The sequence below is a fragment of the Vibrio sp. B1ASS3 genome, from assembly GCF_905175355.1.
Lineage (GTDB): Bacteria > Pseudomonadota > Gammaproteobacteria > Enterobacterales > Vibrionaceae > Vibrio > Vibrio owensii.
In genome coordinates this window covers 524,085-541,118 of record NZ_HG992742.1, presented here as the reverse complement: position 1 = coordinate 541,118, position 17,034 = coordinate 524,085, and the positions used below count along the sequence as shown (strand labels likewise).

Here is a 17,034-nt window from a genome sequence, read left to right as displayed (position 1 = left end):
CTCCACTCAGAGAGTTCACTTATAAAGATTGACTTAGATTCAACCATCAACGTATCCATTAAAAGAGCGCTATGGAAAAGACATACAACCCAACTTCAATCGAACAAGCTCTATATCAGACTTGGGAAGAGAAAGGCTACTTTAAGCCACACGGTGACACTACTAAAGAATCATACAGCATCATGATCCCGCCACCGAACGTCACTGGTAGCCTACACATGGGCCACGCGTTCCAAGATACGATCATGGATACGCTTATCCGTTGTGAGCGCATGAAGGGTAAAAACACTCTTTGGCAAGTAGGTACGGACCACGCAGGTATCGCAACTCAGATGGTTGTTGAGCGTAAGATCGCTGCAGAAGAAGGCAAAACAAAACACGATTACGGTCGTGAAGCTTTCATCGACAAAATCTGGGAATGGAAAGGCGAGTCTGGCGGCACTATCACTAAGCAGCTTCGTCGTCTTGGCGCATCTGTAGACTGGGACCGTGAGCGCTTTACGATGGACGATGGTCTATCTAACGCGGTTCAAGAAGTGTTCGTACGTCTATACGAAGACGATCTAATCTACCGCGGTAAGCGTCTAGTTAACTGGGATCCAAAGCTACACACAGCGATTTCAGATCTAGAAGTAGAGAATAAAGACACTAAAGGCAACATGTGGCACTTCCGCTACCCACTAGCAGATGGCGTTAAAACAGCAGATGGCAAAGACTACATCGTTGTTGCAACGACTCGTCCAGAGACCATGCTAGGCGATACTGGTGTTGCAGTTAACCCAGAAGATCCACGTTACAAAGATCTTATCGGTAAAGAAATCATCCTTCCTATCGTTGATCGTCGCATCCCAATCGTGGGCGATGAGCACGCAGATATGGAAAAAGGTACTGGCTGTGTGAAAATCACACCTGCGCACGACTTCAACGACTACGAAGTTGGTAAGCGCCACCAGCTACCAATGATCAACATTCTGACTTTCGACGCGAACATCCGTGACGCTTCTGAAGTATTCAACACCAACGGCGAAGCAAGCGACGCTTACAGCACTGAGCTACCAGCTAAGTACCACGGTATGGAGCGTTTTGCAGCTCGTAAAGCTATCGTTGCTGAATTCGACGAGCTAGGTCTACTTGAAGAAGTGAAAGATCACGATCTACAAGTTCCTTACGGCGACCGTGGTGGCGTGGTTATCGAACCAATGCTGACTGACCAATGGTACGTACGTACTGCACCTCTAGCGAAAACAGCAGTTGAAGCAGTAGAAAACGGCGACATCCAATTCGTTCCTAAGCAATACGAAAACATGTACTTCTCTTGGATGCGTGACGTTCAAGACTGGTGTATCTCTCGTCAGCTATGGTGGGGTCACCGCATCCCAGCTTGGTACGACAACCAAGGTAATGTTTACGTAGGTCGTGACGAAGAAGAAGTTCGTAAGAACAACAACCTAGAGTCAGTCATTGAACTTCACCAAGACGAAGACGTACTGGATACATGGTTCTCTTCTGCACTATGGACGTTCGGTACTCAAGGTTGGCCAGAGCAAACTGACGATCTGAAAGTATTCCACCCTTCAGACGTACTAGTAACTGGTTTCGACATCATCTTCTTCTGGGTTGCGCGCATGATCATGATGACCATGCACTTCGTGAAAGACGAAAACGGCAAACCACAAGTACCATTTAAGACAGTTTACGTTACTGGTCTAATCCGTGACGAAAACGGCGACAAGATGTCTAAGTCGAAAGGTAACGTACTTGACCCAATCGACATGATCGATGGTATCGACCTAGAGTCTCTAGTAGAGAAGCGTTGTGGCAACATGATGCAGCCTCAGCTAGCGAAGAAGATCGAGAAGAACACTCGTAAGACGTTTGAAAACGGTATCGAAGCATACGGTACAGACGCACTACGTTTCACTCTTGCAGCAATGGCATCAACAGGTCGCGATATCAACTGGGATATGAAGCGCCTTGAGGGTTACCGTAACTTCTGTAACAAACTATGGAACGCAAGCCGTTACGTAATGATGAACACAGAAGAGCAAGATTGTGGCTTCAACGGTGGTGAGATTGAATACTCACTAGCGGATAAGTGGATCGAGTCTCAGTTTGAACTTGCAGCGAAAGCGTTCAACAACCATATCGACAACTTCCGTCTAGATATGGCGTCAAACACGCTTTACGAATTCATCTGGAACCAATTCTGTGACTGGTACCTAGAGCTAACTAAACCAGTTCTATGGAAAGGTACTGAAGCGCAACAGCGTGGTACTCGCCGTACGCTAATCACAGTTCTTGAGAAGACGCTACGTCTGGCTCACCCAGTGATTCCTTACATCACTGAAACTATCTGGCAAAGCATCAAGCCACTCGTTGAAGGTGTAGAAGGTGAGACAATCATGCTTCAAGCACTGCCTCAATTCGACGAAGCAAACTTCAACCAAGAAGCGCTAGACGATATTGAATGGGTGAAAGCGTTCATTACCAGCATCCGTAACCTACGTGCTGAATACGACATCAACCCAGGTAAGCCGCTTGACGTTATGCTGAAAGCTGCAAACGCAGAAGACGCAGCGCGTCTAGAAGCAAACAAACAAGTACTAATGTCTCTAGCGAAACTAGAATCTGTACGCGTACTTGCTGCTGACGAAGAAACGCCAGCGTGTGCAACAGCATTGGTTGCTAAGTCTGAGCTGATGATCCCAATGGCGGGTCTGATCGACAAAGACGCTGAGCTTGCTCGTCTAGATGGCGAAATCAAGAAAACTCACGGCGAAATCAAGCGTATCGAAGGCAAACTAGGTAACGAAGGCTTCGTAGCGAAAGCTCCTGAAGCGGTTGTTGCCAAAGAGCGTGAGAAACTTGAAGGCTACAAAGAGACACTAGCTAAGCTAGAAGAGCAGAAGACAACGATCGCTGCACTTTAATCGCTAAAAGCTAGAGTAAAAGAATCAAAGGGTTGGTGTGAAAGCATCAACCCTTTTTGCATTTTATCGCACGGAAAGCTTTCAAAGGTATTCACTTTTCTCTCCTACTCCCTCCTATTTAATAGTTTTTACCTATCAAACTAATCTTAACTGCCCATTAGATTTAATGATAATAATTCTCAATAATAGACCTATCGAAACAACACAACGATTGAGTAATTATCATGAAAAAGACACTAACCTTTGCAGCACTCCATTTTACTATCGCGTTTAGTGTCGCTTACGTGCTTACTGGCGACATTCTAATTGGTAGTTTAATTGCCATGATTGAGCCTTCAGTGAACACCGTCGCTTTCTACTTTCATGAGAAGGCATGGGCAAAAGTCCCAGCGCTTAAAGCTCGTCAGTGGATGACCAAATTAAAAACCGTAAGCTTTGCCACTATCCACTTCAGTGTTGCGTTTAGCGTGGTTTACTTACTAACAGGTGATGCGTTTGTCGGCGGTATCATGGCGATGCTAGAGCCAAGCTTGAACACTGTGGCTTACTACTTCCACGAGAAAGTATGGATGCGTAAATCAGATAACCAAGCACCACAGTTCTGTTTACACCAACACGCTTAAACATGGAGGCTCAATACGCCTCCTAACGAGCAAAATAACATTTACCATTGACAAAGTTGCGCACCGCAATTAATTTAATTGCGGTGCGCAACTTTATTTTTAGAGGTAAGTGATAATGAATGCTCGTCAACTTCGACACTATTCCCGTCAAGCCGTCCGATTGCTTGGTATGCTCGATAAACAATGCGGCGATGTCGCTCTCACTCCAGTGCAAGCGCACGCGTTAGGTGAAATCCAGCTGCAGCCGTTGACCATCAATCAACTGGCACAGCAGCTTAATGTCGACAAGTCCAATGCGAGTCGAACCGTTACCGGTCTGATTAAATTAGGCTTGGTTGAGAGCATCGAAAACCCAAAAGACAAACGTAGCCAACTTGTAGCGCTTACAGAGCGAGGGCAACTGGCGTTATCGCAACTAGACCAGCAGCAAAACAGCTTCTTTGAACAACTGCTTACCCAACTGGATGACAGCGAGCAAGAGCAACTCAAACTTGGTCTGGAGACTTACCTAAAAGGGCTAACAAAAGTATGTCAGGCTGAGGAATACGTTCTTCGACCTCTTACCAAAGCAGATAACTCGCAAGTTGCAGACGTGATTCGTAAAGTCTCTGCAGAATACGGTTTAACCGCAGACAAAGGTTATGGTGTGGCCGATCCAACGCTTGATGACATGTACTCGGTTTACGACCAGCAAGGCGCAGCCTACTGGGTAGTCGAATACCAAGGCGAGATTGTGGGCGGCGGCGGCTTTGCACCTTTAGCTGGTGAGCCAAATGTGTGTGAGTTGCAAAAGATGTACTTCTTACCTCAAACAAGAGGGCACGGTTTAGCCAAACGCATCGTCGCATTGAGCTTACAACTGGCGAAACAGTTTGGGTATCAGCAGTGCTATTTAGAAACGACAGAATGTCTAAGAGAAGCGGTAGGCTTGTATGAAAAACTAGGCTTTGAGCATCTCGATGCCCCGCTAGGACAAACGGGGCATGATGCATGTGAAGTCGTGATGCTTAAAACGTTATAGCGCTTTATCCCAAAACTTAAAGTACAAGGTGGGTAACACAGAGCTCTTGGCTAAGCGCCACTGTAAATGCTTGACGTTGCCCATCCAACTCCACCACGAGTTCGTAGAGATCTTTTGGATCGGGATCATTAAGATCGGCATACTTTGGCGCTTCGATCTGGAATAAAGCACTCGCATGATCCGCTCGGACATCAATAGGAATATGGTAAGTCATGCCATTAAACTTAACCGATGCCGATACTAAACCCGGCGCAAAAGTTTGATAGTACAAATCCACCTTAAACTCACAACCACCACCGTGGTGCCAAATCTGCTCGGTAGCCACGCGGTCTAAACGCACATTGCGAATAAACTGCAGATACGGTTCTTGCCATACCCCTAAGCGCTCATCACTCTTTTGGTATTCATGATCCGCAAGTGAGCACAACTCTGGTTTATCCTCATCCAACAGAAGATCTTCTTCTTCCTCAAGGAACAGGATCTCAAAACGGTTACGCCCCATCTGCATGAACGGACGAATGTCTTTCTTGTACACGCTTTGTGAGCCGTCACAGTCAAACAATGCTACCCCGTTCAAACGCACTTCTGCATGGTAATCCACACCACCCAACACCATTTCTACCGCAGGGAATGCCATCATGGATTCGTCCACTTCAATGTCGTGCATCAGGTGCCACTCTTGCTGACGAATCGCTTCTTCAGTCAGTTCAGCAGGCAATACCTGACTCAAAGGAGCAGGGAAAGTAATGTCATCCTGTGGGATAGAAAGGTCCGTCAGTGGAGAGACTTGCCATAAACCGGCGAGTGAGAGTTGCATATACACCTTGAGCTAGATCAATTTTCACGCATTATATACACAAGTAACTTAGGGTTACAGGCTATAAGCAGACAAACTCAATGAGAATTATTTATCGTTATCTTCGGTTATCATTTTCAAGGCACAAAAAAGCCAGCGATAAACGCTGGCTTTTTAGATTGAATAAGAGGATTACTCTTCGTCTTCATCATCTTCTTCAGGGTAAAGCGCATCTTCGCCTTCGTAGTAAGTACCCCAACCGTCGTAAATGATGTCGTACTTTTCTGCAAGATGAACCAGTTTCTCAACCTGTGCATCAATTGCTTCTGCGTTTAGTGCAGATTCCATTGTTGCATCACAGCAAAGCAGTTTGTTGCCGTCTTCATCTTCTGTTTCTTCAGCTTCAAGAACTTCAAAGCCCATCTTGAACGCTTCAACAACCGCTTTTTCTAGCGTATCGAAGTCTTCAGCAAATAGGTGGTGCTCGATTTCGTATAGTGAATCTGGATCGCTGCCGTCTTCTAGCAATGCTGCAATGATATCGCGAGTCTCTTCCTTTTGAATCTCAATTAATTCTTCTACTGATAGATATTCATCTTCGTGAGACATGTTTTGGCTCCAGATTAGTTACTTGATGGAAACACTATACTCTAAACTGAGTACGTTAATGCGGTGAAATATGGCACGGATTGCGATGAAAAGCCACAAACAAACACCAAACTGCGGTGATTCTTGATGATAATTTTTGCTCGCAAATCTAAACCCCGCTCACAGAAACAAAAAATTAACAAAAACGGCTAATCTTTAATATTCAGAAGATCCTAATTGAACCTAAGACGAGTAATTTTAGACTTGTTTGCGTGTTTATGATCTTGGAGTGAATACAGCAACGGCTCGGTAATTCTGACCTAACGAATAAAAGAAAGCTAAAAACTGCATATTTCAGAATGGTTATGCACGTTTTATGCACTATTGATGTATGACTCCTTTCTCGAACGAAAAAGAATAAAAACGCACTTTTTAAAAGTCATGAACAAACAACAAAATATAGAATAAAAATACACCAAGAAATCATTTACAAAATATAGCGCCAAAAAACGATATTTTTGCAATATATAAGCAAAGTTCTAGGACTTGCATCTTTGCACCAAGCTTGTCATAACTAACGGCTGGAATATTTGTAAGGATGCAAAATGAGTAAGCTGTACGTTGGATCAGAAGTTGGTCAACTAAGACGAGTTCTATTAAATCGCCCAGAGCGCGCCCTCACCCACCTAACGCCATCGAACTGCCATGAGCTACTGTTTGATGACGTATTGGCGGTCGAAGCGGCTGGTGAAGAACACGACGCATTTGCGCGCACACTGCGTGAACAAGATGTCGAAGTACTACTGCTTCATGATCTGCTGGTTGAAACCCTTGCGGTTCCAGAAGCAAAACAATGGTTGTTGAATACTCAGATCTCTGACTTCCGTTATGGTCCGACTTTCGCTCGTGATTTGCGTCAGTACTTCGCAGAGATGGACGATGAGCACTTAGCAAGCATTCTCCTTGGCGGCTTGGCTTACTCCGAACTGCCAATCAAATCTTCATCAATGCTGCCGAAGATGAAGCGCCCACTGGATTTTGTGATCGAACCTCTGCCTAACCACCTCTTTACCCGTGACACATCATGCTGGGTATATGGCGGCGTTTCTCTTAACCCAATGATGATGCCTGCACGTCAACGCGAAACCAACCATCTGCGCGCGATTTATCGCTGGCACCCAACCTTCGCGGGTCAAGATTTCATTAACTACTTTGGTGATGAAGACCAACACTACGACAATGCTAACGTTGAAGGTGGTGATGTACTGGTTATCGGTAAAGGTGCAGTTCTAATTGGTATGTCTGAGCGCACAACCCCGCAAGGTGTAGAAAACTTAGCGGCAAGCCTGTTTAAATCTGGTCAGGCGAAAGAAGTGATTGCTATCGACCTACCAAAACACCGCTCGTGCATGCACCTTGATACGGTCATGACGCACATGGATGTAGACACTTTCTCGGTATACCCAGAGATCATGCGTAAAGATTTAGATACTTGGCGCCTAACACCTAAAGGCAACGGTGAAATGCATGTCGAAGCATCACACAACTATCTGCATGCCATTGAATCGGCACTTGGCTTAGACCAATTGAAGATCATCACAACCGGTGGTGACAGCTACGAAGCTGAGCGAGAGCAATGGAACGATGCCAACAACGTACTGACGGTGAAGCCAGGTGTTGTGATTGGTTACGAACGTAACGTCTACACTAACGAGAAGTACGACAAAGCTGGCATTGAAGTCCTGACTATTCCGGGTAACGAGCTTGGTCGCGGTCGTGGTGGTGCACGTTGTATGAGTTGCCCAATCGAACGTGACGATATTTGAGAAACCTCTCCCACCAAATAAAACCAATTGAGACTAAGGTTGATGTGAATGCATCAACCTTTTTTTGTTTTTAATTAAAATAATTATTCACAATAAAAGCATTTATATGTTTTAATGCTTTTATTCTTTATCAACCAAACGACCTAAGGGACGAGCTATGGCTTTCAATCTACGTAATCGCAACTTTTTGAAGCTATTGGACTTCTCAACTAAAGAGATCCAGTTTTTGCTCGAACTGTCTGCAGAGCTTAAAAAAGCTAAATATGCAGGAACAGAGCAGAAGAAACTTCAAGGTAAAAACATCGCACTAATCTTTGAGAAATCTTCTACTCGTACCCGATGTGCGTTTGAAGTCGCGGCCTTTGACCAAGGCGCTCAAGTCTCTTACATCGGTCCTTCTGGCTCACAGATCGGTCATAAAGAATCGATGAAAGATACCGCTCGTGTTCTTGGTCGTATGTACGATGGCATCGAATACCGTGGCTTTGGTCAATCGATCGTTGAAGAGCTTGGTACTTATGCTGGTGTACCTGTCTGGAATGGTTTAACGGATGAGTTCCACCCTACCCAAATCCTTGCAGACTTCCTGACCATGCAAGAGCACGGACGTGGGAAACAACTGCATGAGATGACGTTTGCTTACCTTGGTGATGCTCGCAATAACATGGGTAATTCACTCATGGTTGGCGCAGCAAAAATGGGCATGGACATCCGCCTTGTAGCGCCAAAAGCGTTCTGGCCAGAAGAAGCATTAGTGACAACTTGCCAAGAAATTGCCCAACAAACCGGCGCGAAAATCACGCTCACTGAAAACGTTGAAGAAGGCGTCAAAGGCTGTGACTTCTTATACACTGACGTTTGGGTTTCGATGGGTGAGTCGGCTGAGGCTTGGGATGAGCGTGTTGCGCTGATGACACCTTACCAAATCAATATGGATGTGATTAAGCAAACGGGCAACCCTCATGTGAAGTTCATGCACTGCCTGCCAGCCTTCCACAACGATGAAACGACTGTGGGTAAAGAAGTAGCAGAGAAATACGGAATGAAAGGGCTTGAAGTCACCGAAGAGGTGTTTGAGTCTGAATACTCTATCGTATTCGACGAAGCCGAAAACCGCATGCACACGATTAAAGCCGTGATGGTGGCAACCTTAGGCAGCTAAACCAAAGCATTAAAAATGGTAACAAAAACCATGATGTAATCGCTTGCGCTCACGAAAGTTAAGCGTATAATGCTCGGCAATTTGTCTGAGGATTACGAAATGACCACGCCGATTGCTGACGTAAAAACGCGATTTGCTCTAGCTAAGCGACTACGCTTACGTGCTGTTATTTTCGTTAATTCTATTGAATTTTAAAACCTCCCCAATTGGGGAGGTTTTTTTATGTCCGAAATTCCATCAGGGTAATTTTGGGGATAGTCACCACTGTTATAGGGAAGAAGATCATGGCGAACTCGCTTTACCAGAAGCACATCATCTCTATTCCAGAGCTTTCACGTGAAGAACTGGAACTGATTGTAGAAACTGCAGGTCAGCTAAAAAAAAGAACCTCGTCCAGAACTGATAAAAAACAAGGTTGTAGCGAGCTGTTTCTTTGAGCCATCCACACGTACTCGTCTGTCATTCGAAACAGCGATTCAACGTATCGGTGGCGATGTTATTGGTTTTGATAACGGTGGTAACACCTCTCTGGCGAAAAAAGGCGAGACGCTGTCTGACTCAGTTCAAGTGATCTCTTCTTATGTCGATGCATTCGTGATGCGTCACCCTCAAGAAGGCGCAGCGCGCTTGGCGTCTGAGTTCTCTAACGGCGTACCAGTTATCAACGCTGGTGATGGCGCAAACCAACACCCAACGCAAACGCTACTCGACCTATACACCATCGCGGAAACACAAGGTCGTCTAGACAACCTGAACGTTGCGTTCGTTGGTGACCTAAAGTACGGCCGCACCGTACACTCATTGACGCAAGCATTGGCGAAGTTCAATAACATCCGTTTCTTCTTCGTTGCACCAGAAGCACTTGCGATGCCAGATTACCTATGCGAAGAACTTGATGAAGCAGGTATCCAATACAGCTTGCACACAGACATGGAAAGCGTGATTCCTGAGCTAGACATCCTGTACATGACTCGCGTACAGAAAGAGCGCTTCGATGAATCTGAATACGCGCACATCAAGTCAGCTTACATCCTAACAGCGGCGCTACTAGAAGGTGCGCGTGAGAACTTGAAAGTGCTACACCCACTGCCACGTGTGGATGAAATCACCACAGACGTCGACGTCACACCACACGCTTACTACTTCCAACAAGCAGAAAACGGCGTTTATGCGCGCCAAGCGTTGTTGGCACTGGTTCTTAACGAAACACTGTAATCGAGGGAGAGAATAACATGGCTAAAGAAACTCAATTGCAGGTTGAAGCAATCAAAAACGGCACAGTAATCGACCACATTCCAGCACAAATTGGTATTAAGGTGCTGAAGCTGTTCGATATGCACAACTCTTCTCAACGCGTAACCATCGGTCTGAACCTACCTTCATCAGCACTCGGTCATAAAGACTTGCTGAAGATTGAGAACGTGTTCATCAACGAAGAACAGGCAAGCAAGCTAGCACTTTACGCACCACATGCGACCGTAAACCAAATCGAAAACTACGAAGTTGTGAAGAAGCTTGCTTTGGAGTTACCAGAGCAAGTTAACAACGTGTTTGAATGCCCAAACACTAACTGCATTACCCACAACGAGCCAGTTGCGAGCAGCTTCCAAGTGTTCGAGAAGAAGGAAGAAATCCGTCTGAAGTGTAAATACTGTGAGAAAGTATTCGCACGTGAGATCGTGACTGAGCGTTAATTTCTCGCTTCGATTCTTGCTAACGATAAATTGACTGATACCCCGCTAATGCGGGGTATTTTGCTCTTTACGTGCTTCATGTTTAAAGGCAAACTGATTCTTCTTAAGAACGCTCAAGATACTTGAGCAAACTCTTTATTCCCCCTAAACAGATGGAACAATTCAAATGACGAAAGTACTTCACACTGAGTCTGCACCAGCAGCAATCGGTCCTTACGTTCAAGGCGTAGATCTAGGCAACATGGTTCTAACTTCTGGCCAAATCCCAGTAAACCCAGCGACAGGTGAAGTGTCTGCAGACATCGCAGAGCAAGCTCGTCAATCTCTAGAGAACGTAAAAGCTGTTGTTGAAGCATCAGGCCTTAAAGTGACTGACATCGTTAAAATGACAGTATTCGTGAAAGACCTAAACGACTTCGGTACAGTGAACGAAGTTTACGGCAAGTTCTTCGATGAGCACGAAGTAGCAAACTACCCTGCGCGTTCTTGCGTGGAAGTCGCTCGTCTACCTAAAGATGTAGGCATCGAGATTGAAGCAATTGCAGTTCGCAAATAATTGCACTTGCTGACAAGCATAAAAAAACGGGTAGCTCAGGCTACCCGTTTTTTATTGTCTTTTTGTAATGATATCGCAGCAAAACTTAAGCAGCGTTGCGCTGTTTCACTTCTTCATCCAACTCAGCCAACTTCTCTTTCATTTGCTCGCGGCAAATATTCGCTAGCTCACGTACGCCTTCTTTGCCGTAACCTTCAGAGCTAACTGGTGGCAGCATCTCAATGATCACATGACCATTGTTCCAGCGGTTGAATTTGATATGGTCTGTCGAACTGCACACGATTGGAATGATTGGCACTTCTGCACCGATAGCGGCATGGAATGCACCAGTCTTGAATGGCAGTAAGCCACGGCCACGTGAGCGCGTACCTTCTGGGAACATCCATACTGAAACATCACTGTTTTTGATGCTGTCCACGACTTGGTCGATAGTGCCTTTTGCTTTAGAGCGGTTTGCACGGTCAATCAAGATGTTACCTGTTAGCCAGTAAAGCTGACCAAACAACGGCATCCACGCTAGGCTCTTTTTACCTACTGTTACTACTTTTGGTGTTACCGCAGAAGATACAGTGAAAAGGTCCCAGTTGTTTTGATGGTTAGCAATGTAAACATGCTGACCGCGAGAGTACGCATCATCCGGAAGACGCAGCTCAAGCTTGATACCAAATACGCGCGACATCTTGCCGAATAGACGACCAAAGGTGAACACGTGCTTAGGGTTTCGAGGGCTTAGTAGGCAGTAACCACAACCACCAATAAACATCACAATTGCGAAAATTGCGACAGCAAATACACGTAACAGTGCAATCATTGTTGTTCTCCAGGAACCGGCTTTGCGCCAGCTACAGCTATTATTGTCTCTTTGAACATAGTCATGAACTATGACAGAAAGCGCGATATAAAAAAGCCGAAACCTGAGTTTCGGCTCTCTTCATATCTAGGTCAACTGCGATGCAGTTTAACCTGCCTCACTCACGCGCTCAATATTTGCGCCAAGTGCAGACAGTTTATTTTCGATTTTGTCGTAACCGCGGTCGATGTGGTAGATGCGATCAACAATGGTTTCGCCTTTGGCGATACAACCTGCAATCACCAAACTTGCCGAAGCTCGTAGGTCAGTTGCCATCACTTGTGCGCCACTTAGAGAGTCTACGTCGCCACAGATAACCGTATTACCTTCAATATCTGCTTTCGCGCCCATACGCATCAATTCTGGTACGTGCATGAAACGGTTTTCAAAGATAGTTTCCGTGATCACGCCGCCGCCTTTCGCCATCATGTTCAATAGCGTGAATTGCGCCTGCATGTCAGTAGGGAAACCTGGATGCGGAGCCGTGCGAATGCTTACTGCTTTCAGTTCCCGGTCTGTCATATCAACAGAAATCCAGTCTTCACCAGTTTCTACTAATGCGCCCGCTTCTTCTAGCTTAGCCAGTACCGCTTCTAGCAGATGTGCATTGGTGTTGCGACATACAACTTTGCCACCAGAAACCGCTGCTGCAACTAGGAAGGTACCGGTTTCGATACGGTCAGCCACAACACTGTGCTTACCACCACCTAAACGTTCAACACCTTCGATAGTGATGGTATCTGTACCCGCACCAGAGATTTTTGCACCAAGTGTGTTTAGGAAATCCGCTGTATCAACGATTTCAGGCTCACGCGCTGCGTTGTCTAGCGTTGTTGTGCCTTCAGCAAGCGCTGCTGCACACATGATAGTGATCGTTGCACCAACACTCACTTTGTCCATCACGATGTGCGCGCCTTTAAGGCGACCATCGACTTCCGCTTTCACGTAACCATCTTCTAGGGTGATGGTTGCGCCAAGCTGTTCTAGACCAGTAATGTGTAAATCAACAGGACGAGCACCGATAGCACAACCGCCAGGTAGAGAAACCTGACCTTGGCCAAATCGAGCTACAAGAGGACCAAGCGCCCAAATAGATGCACGCATGGTTTTTACTAAATCGTAAGGAGCACAGTATTCGTTGATACTGCTTGGATCGACATGAACGGAACCATTACGACTTACTTTTGCGCCAAGACGCTTAAGCAGTTCCATGGTTGTATCGATATCACGAAGGTGTGGCACGTTCGTCACTTCTACAGGCTCTTCCGCCAAGATAGACGCAAATAAAATCGGCAGTGCTGCGTTTTTTGCACCTGAAATGGTCACTTCACCAACCAGTGGTTTATCTGACCCAATAACTCGAAACTTTTCCATCAATAAACCTTAAAGCGACATTAGCTTCTTATCACGAGCCCACTCTTCTGGAGTGAACGCTTTGATCGATAGCGCGTGAATGTCGTTACGCTGGATGTAATCCATCAGAGGACCGTAAATTAACTGCTGCTTCTTAACGCGGCTCATTCCATCGAAACAAGCATCAACAGCAACCACCTCATAGTGGCTACCTTCACCTTTTACATGCACTTCTTGAAGGTTTAGTGCTTCTTCTAGTAACTGTTGTACTTTTGCGCTATCCACAATTTACCCCTGATAATTCTGTATATGTTTGGCCACTAAAGATTCAACGTTGCTCAGCTGAAACAAAGTGCGCAATTGCGCCGGCACGAAACTGAGCATTATATGACAGTTTTGCTTTTTTGCATGCTCTAATAAGTGGATTAACATCACCATTCCCGCAGAGTCAATGCGTTCAATCTCTTGGAGCGAGCATTCTAGCTCGGTTTGAGAAGGTTGCCATTGCTGTGCCACCGCCCACAGTGCGGGCACTGTATCGCGATCCAGCGCCCCTGTAAGCTTAAGAATGTCTGTTTGTAAATGCCACTGAGAATGAGACTGCGCCATTACTTTGCTGCCTCGAAGCGAATTGGCTGTGCTGCCAGTTTCTCTAAATCTTTTGCGACCGCAAGAATACCGTCTTGGCGAATCTGAGTATTCCACTCTGATTGCTTGCTCGATAGTAAGCTAATACCTTCTGCAACCATGTCGAATGCTAACCATTCACCGGTTTTCTTATCTTTACGCAGTTTGAACTCAAGTTTGATATTCGGACGCGGCGCGTCAATGATATCAACTTTGATACTCGTGATGCGCTTAGAAGGGTCCAGTTTTGGCTCAGGGCCAAATTCAATTTGCTGATCCGTGTATTGTGTTAACACTTGCGCGTATGAAGTCACTAAATAAGCACGGAATGCTGTGATGAATTCACCCACATCTTCACGCTTCGCCCCTTTCAAGTTTGGACCAAGCAGTTTCAATGCCGCATAGCGATCGTTGACGTAAGGCATCAGCTCTTCTTCAACAATGGTTTTGAGCAAGTTAGGATCTTGTTTGATTTGCGGTTGCTCGTTTTTCAGACGCTCGAACGTCACTTCAGCAACCTGCTTCATCATTGAATATGGCTGAGTTTTATCTACTTCAGCTGCCACTGCGCCAAAAGCAGTAAACGCCGCTACGAATGAAAGTAATAGTCTAGAAAACATAGGTTATTCCTTACTCGTGTCACCAGAATCGCCTGAGCCACCAATGCTGTAAAGTACCTGACCAATCAGGTCTTCTAATACTAATGCAGATTTAGTGTCTTCGATGGTATCACCATCAACAAGCATTTCTTCATCGTCAAAAACAAAGCCCGGAACCAAGCCAATGTACTGCTCACCAATCAATCCTGATGTCAAAATTTGCACACTAGAAGTTTCAGGGAACTGGTTATACTGGCTATTAATCGACAAGCTCACGACCGGTAATAGGCTATCAGGGTTAAGTGTAATGTTACTTACACGACCGATAACAACGCCACCAACTTTCACTGGAGAGCGAACTTTCAAACTACCAATATTATCGAACTCGGCTTTCAGGGTGTAAGTATTGCCAGAGCCAATGCTTTTTACGTCAGCAACCTGAAAAATCATCACAAGAATCGCGCAAATTCCTGCTAATACAAAGCTGCCAACCCATAATTCTGTTTTACGTGTTTGTTGCATGATTAATTCCCAAACATCAATGCGGTCAGTACAAAGTCTAGTCCCAGTACTGCTAAAGAAGAATGCACAACAGTGCGCGTCGTTGCTCGGCTGATCCCTTCCGAAGTTGGAATAGCGTCATAGCCATTAAATAAAGCGATCCAAGTAACGGTAATCGCGAACACGATACATTTGATCATGCTATTACCGATGTCTTGGCCTAATTCAACCGAAGATTGCATCGCAGCCCAAAAGCTGCCGTGGTCTACGCCTTTCCAATCCACACCGACAATCTGAGCTCCCCAAATGCCAACCGCCATAAAGATCATAGCCAATAGAGGCATTGAGATAACACCAGCCCAAAAACGCGGTGCGATAACACGTTTTAGTGGATCGACGGCCATCATTTCCATACTAGAAAGCTGCTCCGTTGCTTTCATGAGTCCGATTTCTGCTGTTAGAGCAGAGCCAGCACGGCCAGCAAACAAAAGCGCCGTAACAACAGGGCCAAGTTCACGTAGCAACGATAGAGCCACCATTTGACCAAGGCTACCTTCTGCACCATAGTCCACCAGCACAACATAACCTTGCAGACTAAGCACCATACCGATAAACAAACCCGAAACGACGATAATCGCCAATGACTGAACGCCAACCGAGTAAAGCTGCTTAATCAGTAACGGAAAGTTTTTTATTGGCTGAGGTCGAGTCACCAAGGCGCCAATGAGCATTAAAGTCGCGCGACCAAACGCTTCACAGATGGCGAGCGTACGTCTTCCTAGAGAAGCGACAAATTGAATAAAGCTATCGGCCATCAAATAAGTCCTTTTCGATACTTTGAGCAGGGAAGCGGAATGGCACTGGACCATCAGCTTCACCTTTTAAGAATTGCTGCACGCGAGGGTCAGGGTTATCTCTCAGTTCTTGCGGCGTACCAAACGCTATGATTTTTCCATCGGCCATCAAGTAAACCCAATCGGCAATACTCATCACTTCAGGAACGTCGTGAGAAACGACAATTGAAGTCAGACCTAGTGCTCGATTCAAATTACTGATCAATTCGACCAGCACACCCATGGTGATTGGATCCTGCCCTACAAACGGCTCATCGTACATGATGAGGTCTGGATCAAGTGCAATTGCACGCGCTAACGCAGCACGTCGAGCCATACCGCCAGATAATTCGCTAGGCATCAGCTTTGCCGCACCACGTAAGCCAACGGCTTCAAGCTTTAGCAGCACCATGGTACGGATGAATTCCTCAGAAAGTTCTGTGTGTTCACGTAAAGGAAACGCCACGTTGTCGAACACGTTCAAGTCAGTAAACAAAGCGCCCGACTGAAATAACATGCTCATTTTCTTTCGAGCGTGATAAAGCTTTTTACGAGATAGTGATGGGATATTGTCGCCATCAAACCAGATCTCTCCTTGCTCAGGATAAAGCTGCCCGCCTATCAGACGCAGCAGTGTCGTTTTACCAATCCCTGACGGCCCCATAATGGCAGTCACTTTTCCTTTTGGCACATGCAAATCAACGCCATCGAAGATCTTGCGTTCGCCACGTGAAAAAGTGAGATTGTTAACGGTAACTAAATCGTTGTTCGACATACTATCTCTTCTACTGTTTGTGAGCGGTTCTCACAGAGTTGCAATCCAACTCAACCCCGATTGTTTTCAAGATATTACGTCGAGAATATCCTAAAGTGACTTCGGTACACTTATTAGGCTGCAATCATAAGCACATTGAACGTTAATTAAAAGCACTGTTCAATTAAATAAAGCCGACGAAATTCAAGCAAATCTTCATAAAATATGACGAAATGAAAGGAAGGTGTTTATATCTCGAGCCAGATTAACCGTATTCTAAACGACGAGTATATGAGCAACAATTAAACACAATTTCGTTAC

Annotated in this window: 18 protein-coding genes and 1 pseudogene; 9 read left to right on the top strand and 10 right to left on the bottom strand. The window is 45.6% G+C overall.

What is annotated here, in order from left to right; genetic code table 11:
* Window positions 1-71: 71 nt before the first annotated feature.
* From KJB05_RS02525 to KJB05_RS02515, 3 genes are all read left to right on the top strand, one after another.
* On the top strand, window positions 72-2,930 hold the full coding sequence (locus KJB05_RS02525; RefSeq protein ID WP_005432830.1) for a valine--tRNA ligase: 2,859 nt from the start codon (window positions 72-74) through the stop codon (window positions 2,928-2,930).
* 224 nt (window positions 2,931-3,154) lie between these two features.
* Window positions 3,155-3,553, top strand: a complete 399-nt coding sequence (locus KJB05_RS02520) for a DUF2061 domain-containing protein (RefSeq protein WP_045491915.1) — start codon at window positions 3,155-3,157, stop codon at window positions 3,551-3,553.
* Between the two features lie 115 nt (window positions 3,554-3,668).
* Window positions 3,669-4,574 carry a bifunctional helix-turn-helix transcriptional regulator/GNAT family N-acetyltransferase gene (locus KJB05_RS02515; protein ID WP_114321944.1) on the top strand — a complete coding sequence of 302 codons (906 nt, stop codon included), beginning with the start codon at window positions 3,669-3,671 and terminating at the stop codon, window positions 4,572-4,574.
* 16 nt (window positions 4,575-4,590) lie between these two features.
* On the opposite strand, the gene KJB05_RS02510 is transcribed toward KJB05_RS02515, so the two are convergent.
* Both KJB05_RS02510 and rraB read right to left on the bottom strand, forming a co-directional pair.
* On the bottom strand, window positions 4,591-5,391 hold the full coding sequence (locus tag KJB05_RS02510) for a hypothetical protein (protein ID WP_017187889.1): 801 nt from the start codon (window positions 5,389-5,391) through the stop codon (window positions 4,591-4,593).
* 171 nt (window positions 5,392-5,562) lie between these two features.
* Window positions 5,563-5,979 carry a ribonuclease E inhibitor RraB gene (gene rraB, locus KJB05_RS02505; protein WP_005432867.1) on the bottom strand — a complete coding sequence of 139 codons (417 nt, stop codon included), beginning with the start codon at window positions 5,977-5,979 and terminating at the stop codon, window positions 5,563-5,565.
* Window positions 5,980-6,563: 584 nt separating this feature from the next.
* On the opposite strand from rraB, the gene arcA reads away from it, so the two are divergent.
* From arcA to KJB05_RS02480, 6 genes and pseudogenes are all read left to right on the top strand, one after another.
* Window positions 6,564-7,784 carry an arginine deiminase gene (gene arcA / locus KJB05_RS02500; protein WP_005432859.1) on the top strand — a complete coding sequence of 407 codons (1,221 nt, stop codon included), beginning with the start codon at window positions 6,564-6,566 and terminating at the stop codon, window positions 7,782-7,784.
* Between the two features lie 157 nt (window positions 7,785-7,941).
* Complete coding sequence (locus KJB05_RS02495) at window positions 7,942-8,946, top strand: ornithine carbamoyltransferase (RefSeq protein WP_038879681.1); 1,005 nt, start codon at window positions 7,942-7,944, stop codon at window positions 8,944-8,946.
* A gap of 69 nt (window positions 8,947-9,015) precedes the next feature.
* Entirely contained in the window at window positions 9,016-9,141 is a 126-nt protein-coding gene (locus KJB05_RS28925) for a hypothetical protein (protein WP_005432831.1), read from the top strand.
* Between the two features lie 89 nt (window positions 9,142-9,230).
* Window positions 9,231-10,161: pseudogene (gene pyrB, locus KJB05_RS02490) on the top strand (aspartate carbamoyltransferase).
* 17 nt (window positions 10,162-10,178) lie between these two features.
* Window positions 10,179-10,640, top strand: coding sequence for an aspartate carbamoyltransferase regulatory subunit (gene pyrI / locus KJB05_RS02485; RefSeq protein WP_077262166.1), 462 nt, complete (start codon window positions 10,179-10,181; stop codon window positions 10,638-10,640).
* Window positions 10,641-10,806: 166 nt separating this feature from the next.
* Window positions 10,807-11,196, top strand: a complete 390-nt coding sequence (locus KJB05_RS02480) for a RidA family protein (protein ID WP_005432832.1) — start codon at window positions 10,807-10,809, stop codon at window positions 11,194-11,196.
* Window positions 11,197-11,281: 85 nt separating this feature from the next.
* Here KJB05_RS02480 and KJB05_RS02475 read toward each other — a convergent pair whose 3' ends face one another.
* The 8 genes from KJB05_RS02475 to mlaF form a co-directional block, all read right to left on the bottom strand.
* Window positions 11,282-12,007, bottom strand: a complete 726-nt coding sequence (locus KJB05_RS02475) for a 1-acylglycerol-3-phosphate O-acyltransferase (RefSeq protein ID WP_208444974.1) — start codon at window positions 12,005-12,007, stop codon at window positions 11,282-11,284.
* Window positions 12,008-12,154: 147 nt separating this feature from the next.
* Window positions 12,155-13,420, bottom strand: a complete 1,266-nt coding sequence (murA, locus tag KJB05_RS02470; protein WP_208444973.1) for a UDP-N-acetylglucosamine 1-carboxyvinyltransferase — start codon at window positions 13,418-13,420, stop codon at window positions 12,155-12,157.
* Between the two features lie 9 nt (window positions 13,421-13,429).
* Window positions 13,430-13,684 (bottom strand): BolA family iron metabolism protein IbaG, encoded by a 255-nt coding sequence (gene ibaG, locus KJB05_RS02465; protein ID WP_005432865.1) that lies wholly within the window; start codon window positions 13,682-13,684, stop codon window positions 13,430-13,432.
* Between the two features lie 3 nt (window positions 13,685-13,687).
* Window positions 13,688-14,008, bottom strand: coding sequence for a lipid asymmetry maintenance protein MlaB (locus tag KJB05_RS02460; RefSeq protein WP_005436388.1), 321 nt, complete (start codon window positions 14,006-14,008; stop codon window positions 13,688-13,690).
* Window positions 14,008-14,646: a phospholipid-binding protein MlaC gene (gene mlaC / locus KJB05_RS02455; RefSeq protein WP_005436387.1), complete on the bottom strand. Its 639-nt coding sequence runs from the start codon at window positions 14,644-14,646 to the stop codon at window positions 14,008-14,010. The genes KJB05_RS02460 and mlaC overlap by 1 nt, the downstream gene beginning before the upstream one ends.
* Before the next feature lie 3 nt (window positions 14,647-14,649).
* Window positions 14,650-15,147 (bottom strand): outer membrane lipid asymmetry maintenance protein MlaD, encoded by a 498-nt coding sequence (gene mlaD / locus KJB05_RS02450; RefSeq protein WP_005436386.1) that lies wholly within the window; start codon window positions 15,145-15,147, stop codon window positions 14,650-14,652.
* Window positions 15,148-15,149: 2 nt separating this feature from the next.
* Window positions 15,150-15,941 (bottom strand): lipid asymmetry maintenance ABC transporter permease subunit MlaE, encoded by a 792-nt coding sequence (mlaE, locus tag KJB05_RS02445; protein ID WP_005436385.1) that lies wholly within the window; start codon window positions 15,939-15,941, stop codon window positions 15,150-15,152.
* Window positions 15,931-16,734: a phospholipid ABC transporter ATP-binding protein MlaF gene (mlaF, locus tag KJB05_RS02440; RefSeq protein WP_038896979.1), complete on the bottom strand. Its 804-nt coding sequence runs from the start codon at window positions 16,732-16,734 to the stop codon at window positions 15,931-15,933. The genes mlaE and mlaF overlap by 11 nt, the downstream gene beginning before the upstream one ends.
* Between the last annotated feature and the right edge of the window lie 300 nt (window positions 16,735-17,034).

Excerpts from the sequence above, each read along its gene's own strand:
- KJB05_RS02525 (WP_005432830.1), top strand. The coding sequence starts at position 72 with ATGGAAAAGACATACAACCCAACTTCAATCGAACAAGCTCTATATCAG.
- KJB05_RS02520 (WP_045491915.1), top strand. The coding sequence starts at position 3,155 with ATGAAAAAGACACTAACCTTTGCAGCACTCCATTTTACTATCGCGTTT.
- KJB05_RS02515 (WP_114321944.1), top strand. The coding sequence starts at position 3,669 with ATGAATGCTCGTCAACTTCGACACTATTCCCGTCAAGCCGTCCGATTG.
- KJB05_RS02510 (WP_017187889.1), bottom strand. The coding sequence starts at position 5,391 with ATGCAACTCTCACTCGCCGGTTTATGGCAAGTCTCTCCACTGACGGAC.
- rraB (WP_005432867.1), bottom strand. The coding sequence starts at position 5,979 with ATGTCTCACGAAGATGAATATCTATCAGTAGAAGAATTAATTGAGATT.
- arcA (WP_005432859.1), top strand. The coding sequence starts at position 6,564 with ATGAGTAAGCTGTACGTTGGATCAGAAGTTGGTCAACTAAGACGAGTT.
- KJB05_RS02495 (WP_038879681.1), top strand. The coding sequence starts at position 7,942 with ATGGCTTTCAATCTACGTAATCGCAACTTTTTGAAGCTATTGGACTTC.
- KJB05_RS28925 (WP_005432831.1), top strand. The coding sequence starts at position 9,016 with ATGCTCGGCAATTTGTCTGAGGATTACGAAATGACCACGCCGATTGCT.
- pyrI (WP_077262166.1), top strand. The coding sequence starts at position 10,179 with ATGGCTAAAGAAACTCAATTGCAGGTTGAAGCAATCAAAAACGGCACA.
- KJB05_RS02480 (WP_005432832.1), top strand. The coding sequence starts at position 10,807 with ATGACGAAAGTACTTCACACTGAGTCTGCACCAGCAGCAATCGGTCCT.
- KJB05_RS02475 (WP_208444974.1), bottom strand. The coding sequence starts at position 12,007 with ATGATTGCACTGTTACGTGTATTTGCTGTCGCAATTTTCGCAATTGTG.
- murA (WP_208444973.1), bottom strand. The coding sequence starts at position 13,420 with ATGGAAAAGTTTCGAGTTATTGGGTCAGATAAACCACTGGTTGGTGAA.
- KJB05_RS02460 (WP_005436388.1), bottom strand. The coding sequence starts at position 14,008 with ATGGCGCAGTCTCATTCTCAGTGGCATTTACAAACAGACATTCTTAAG.
- mlaC (WP_005436387.1), bottom strand. The coding sequence starts at position 14,646 with ATGTTTTCTAGACTATTACTTTCATTCGTAGCGGCGTTTACTGCTTTT.
- mlaD (WP_005436386.1), bottom strand. The coding sequence starts at position 15,147 with ATGCAACAAACACGTAAAACAGAATTATGGGTTGGCAGCTTTGTATTA.
- mlaE (WP_005436385.1), bottom strand. The coding sequence starts at position 15,941 with ATGGCCGATAGCTTTATTCAATTTGTCGCTTCTCTAGGAAGACGTACG.
- mlaF (WP_038896979.1), bottom strand. The coding sequence starts at position 16,734 with ATGTCGAACAACGATTTAGTTACCGTTAACAATCTCACTTTTTCACGT.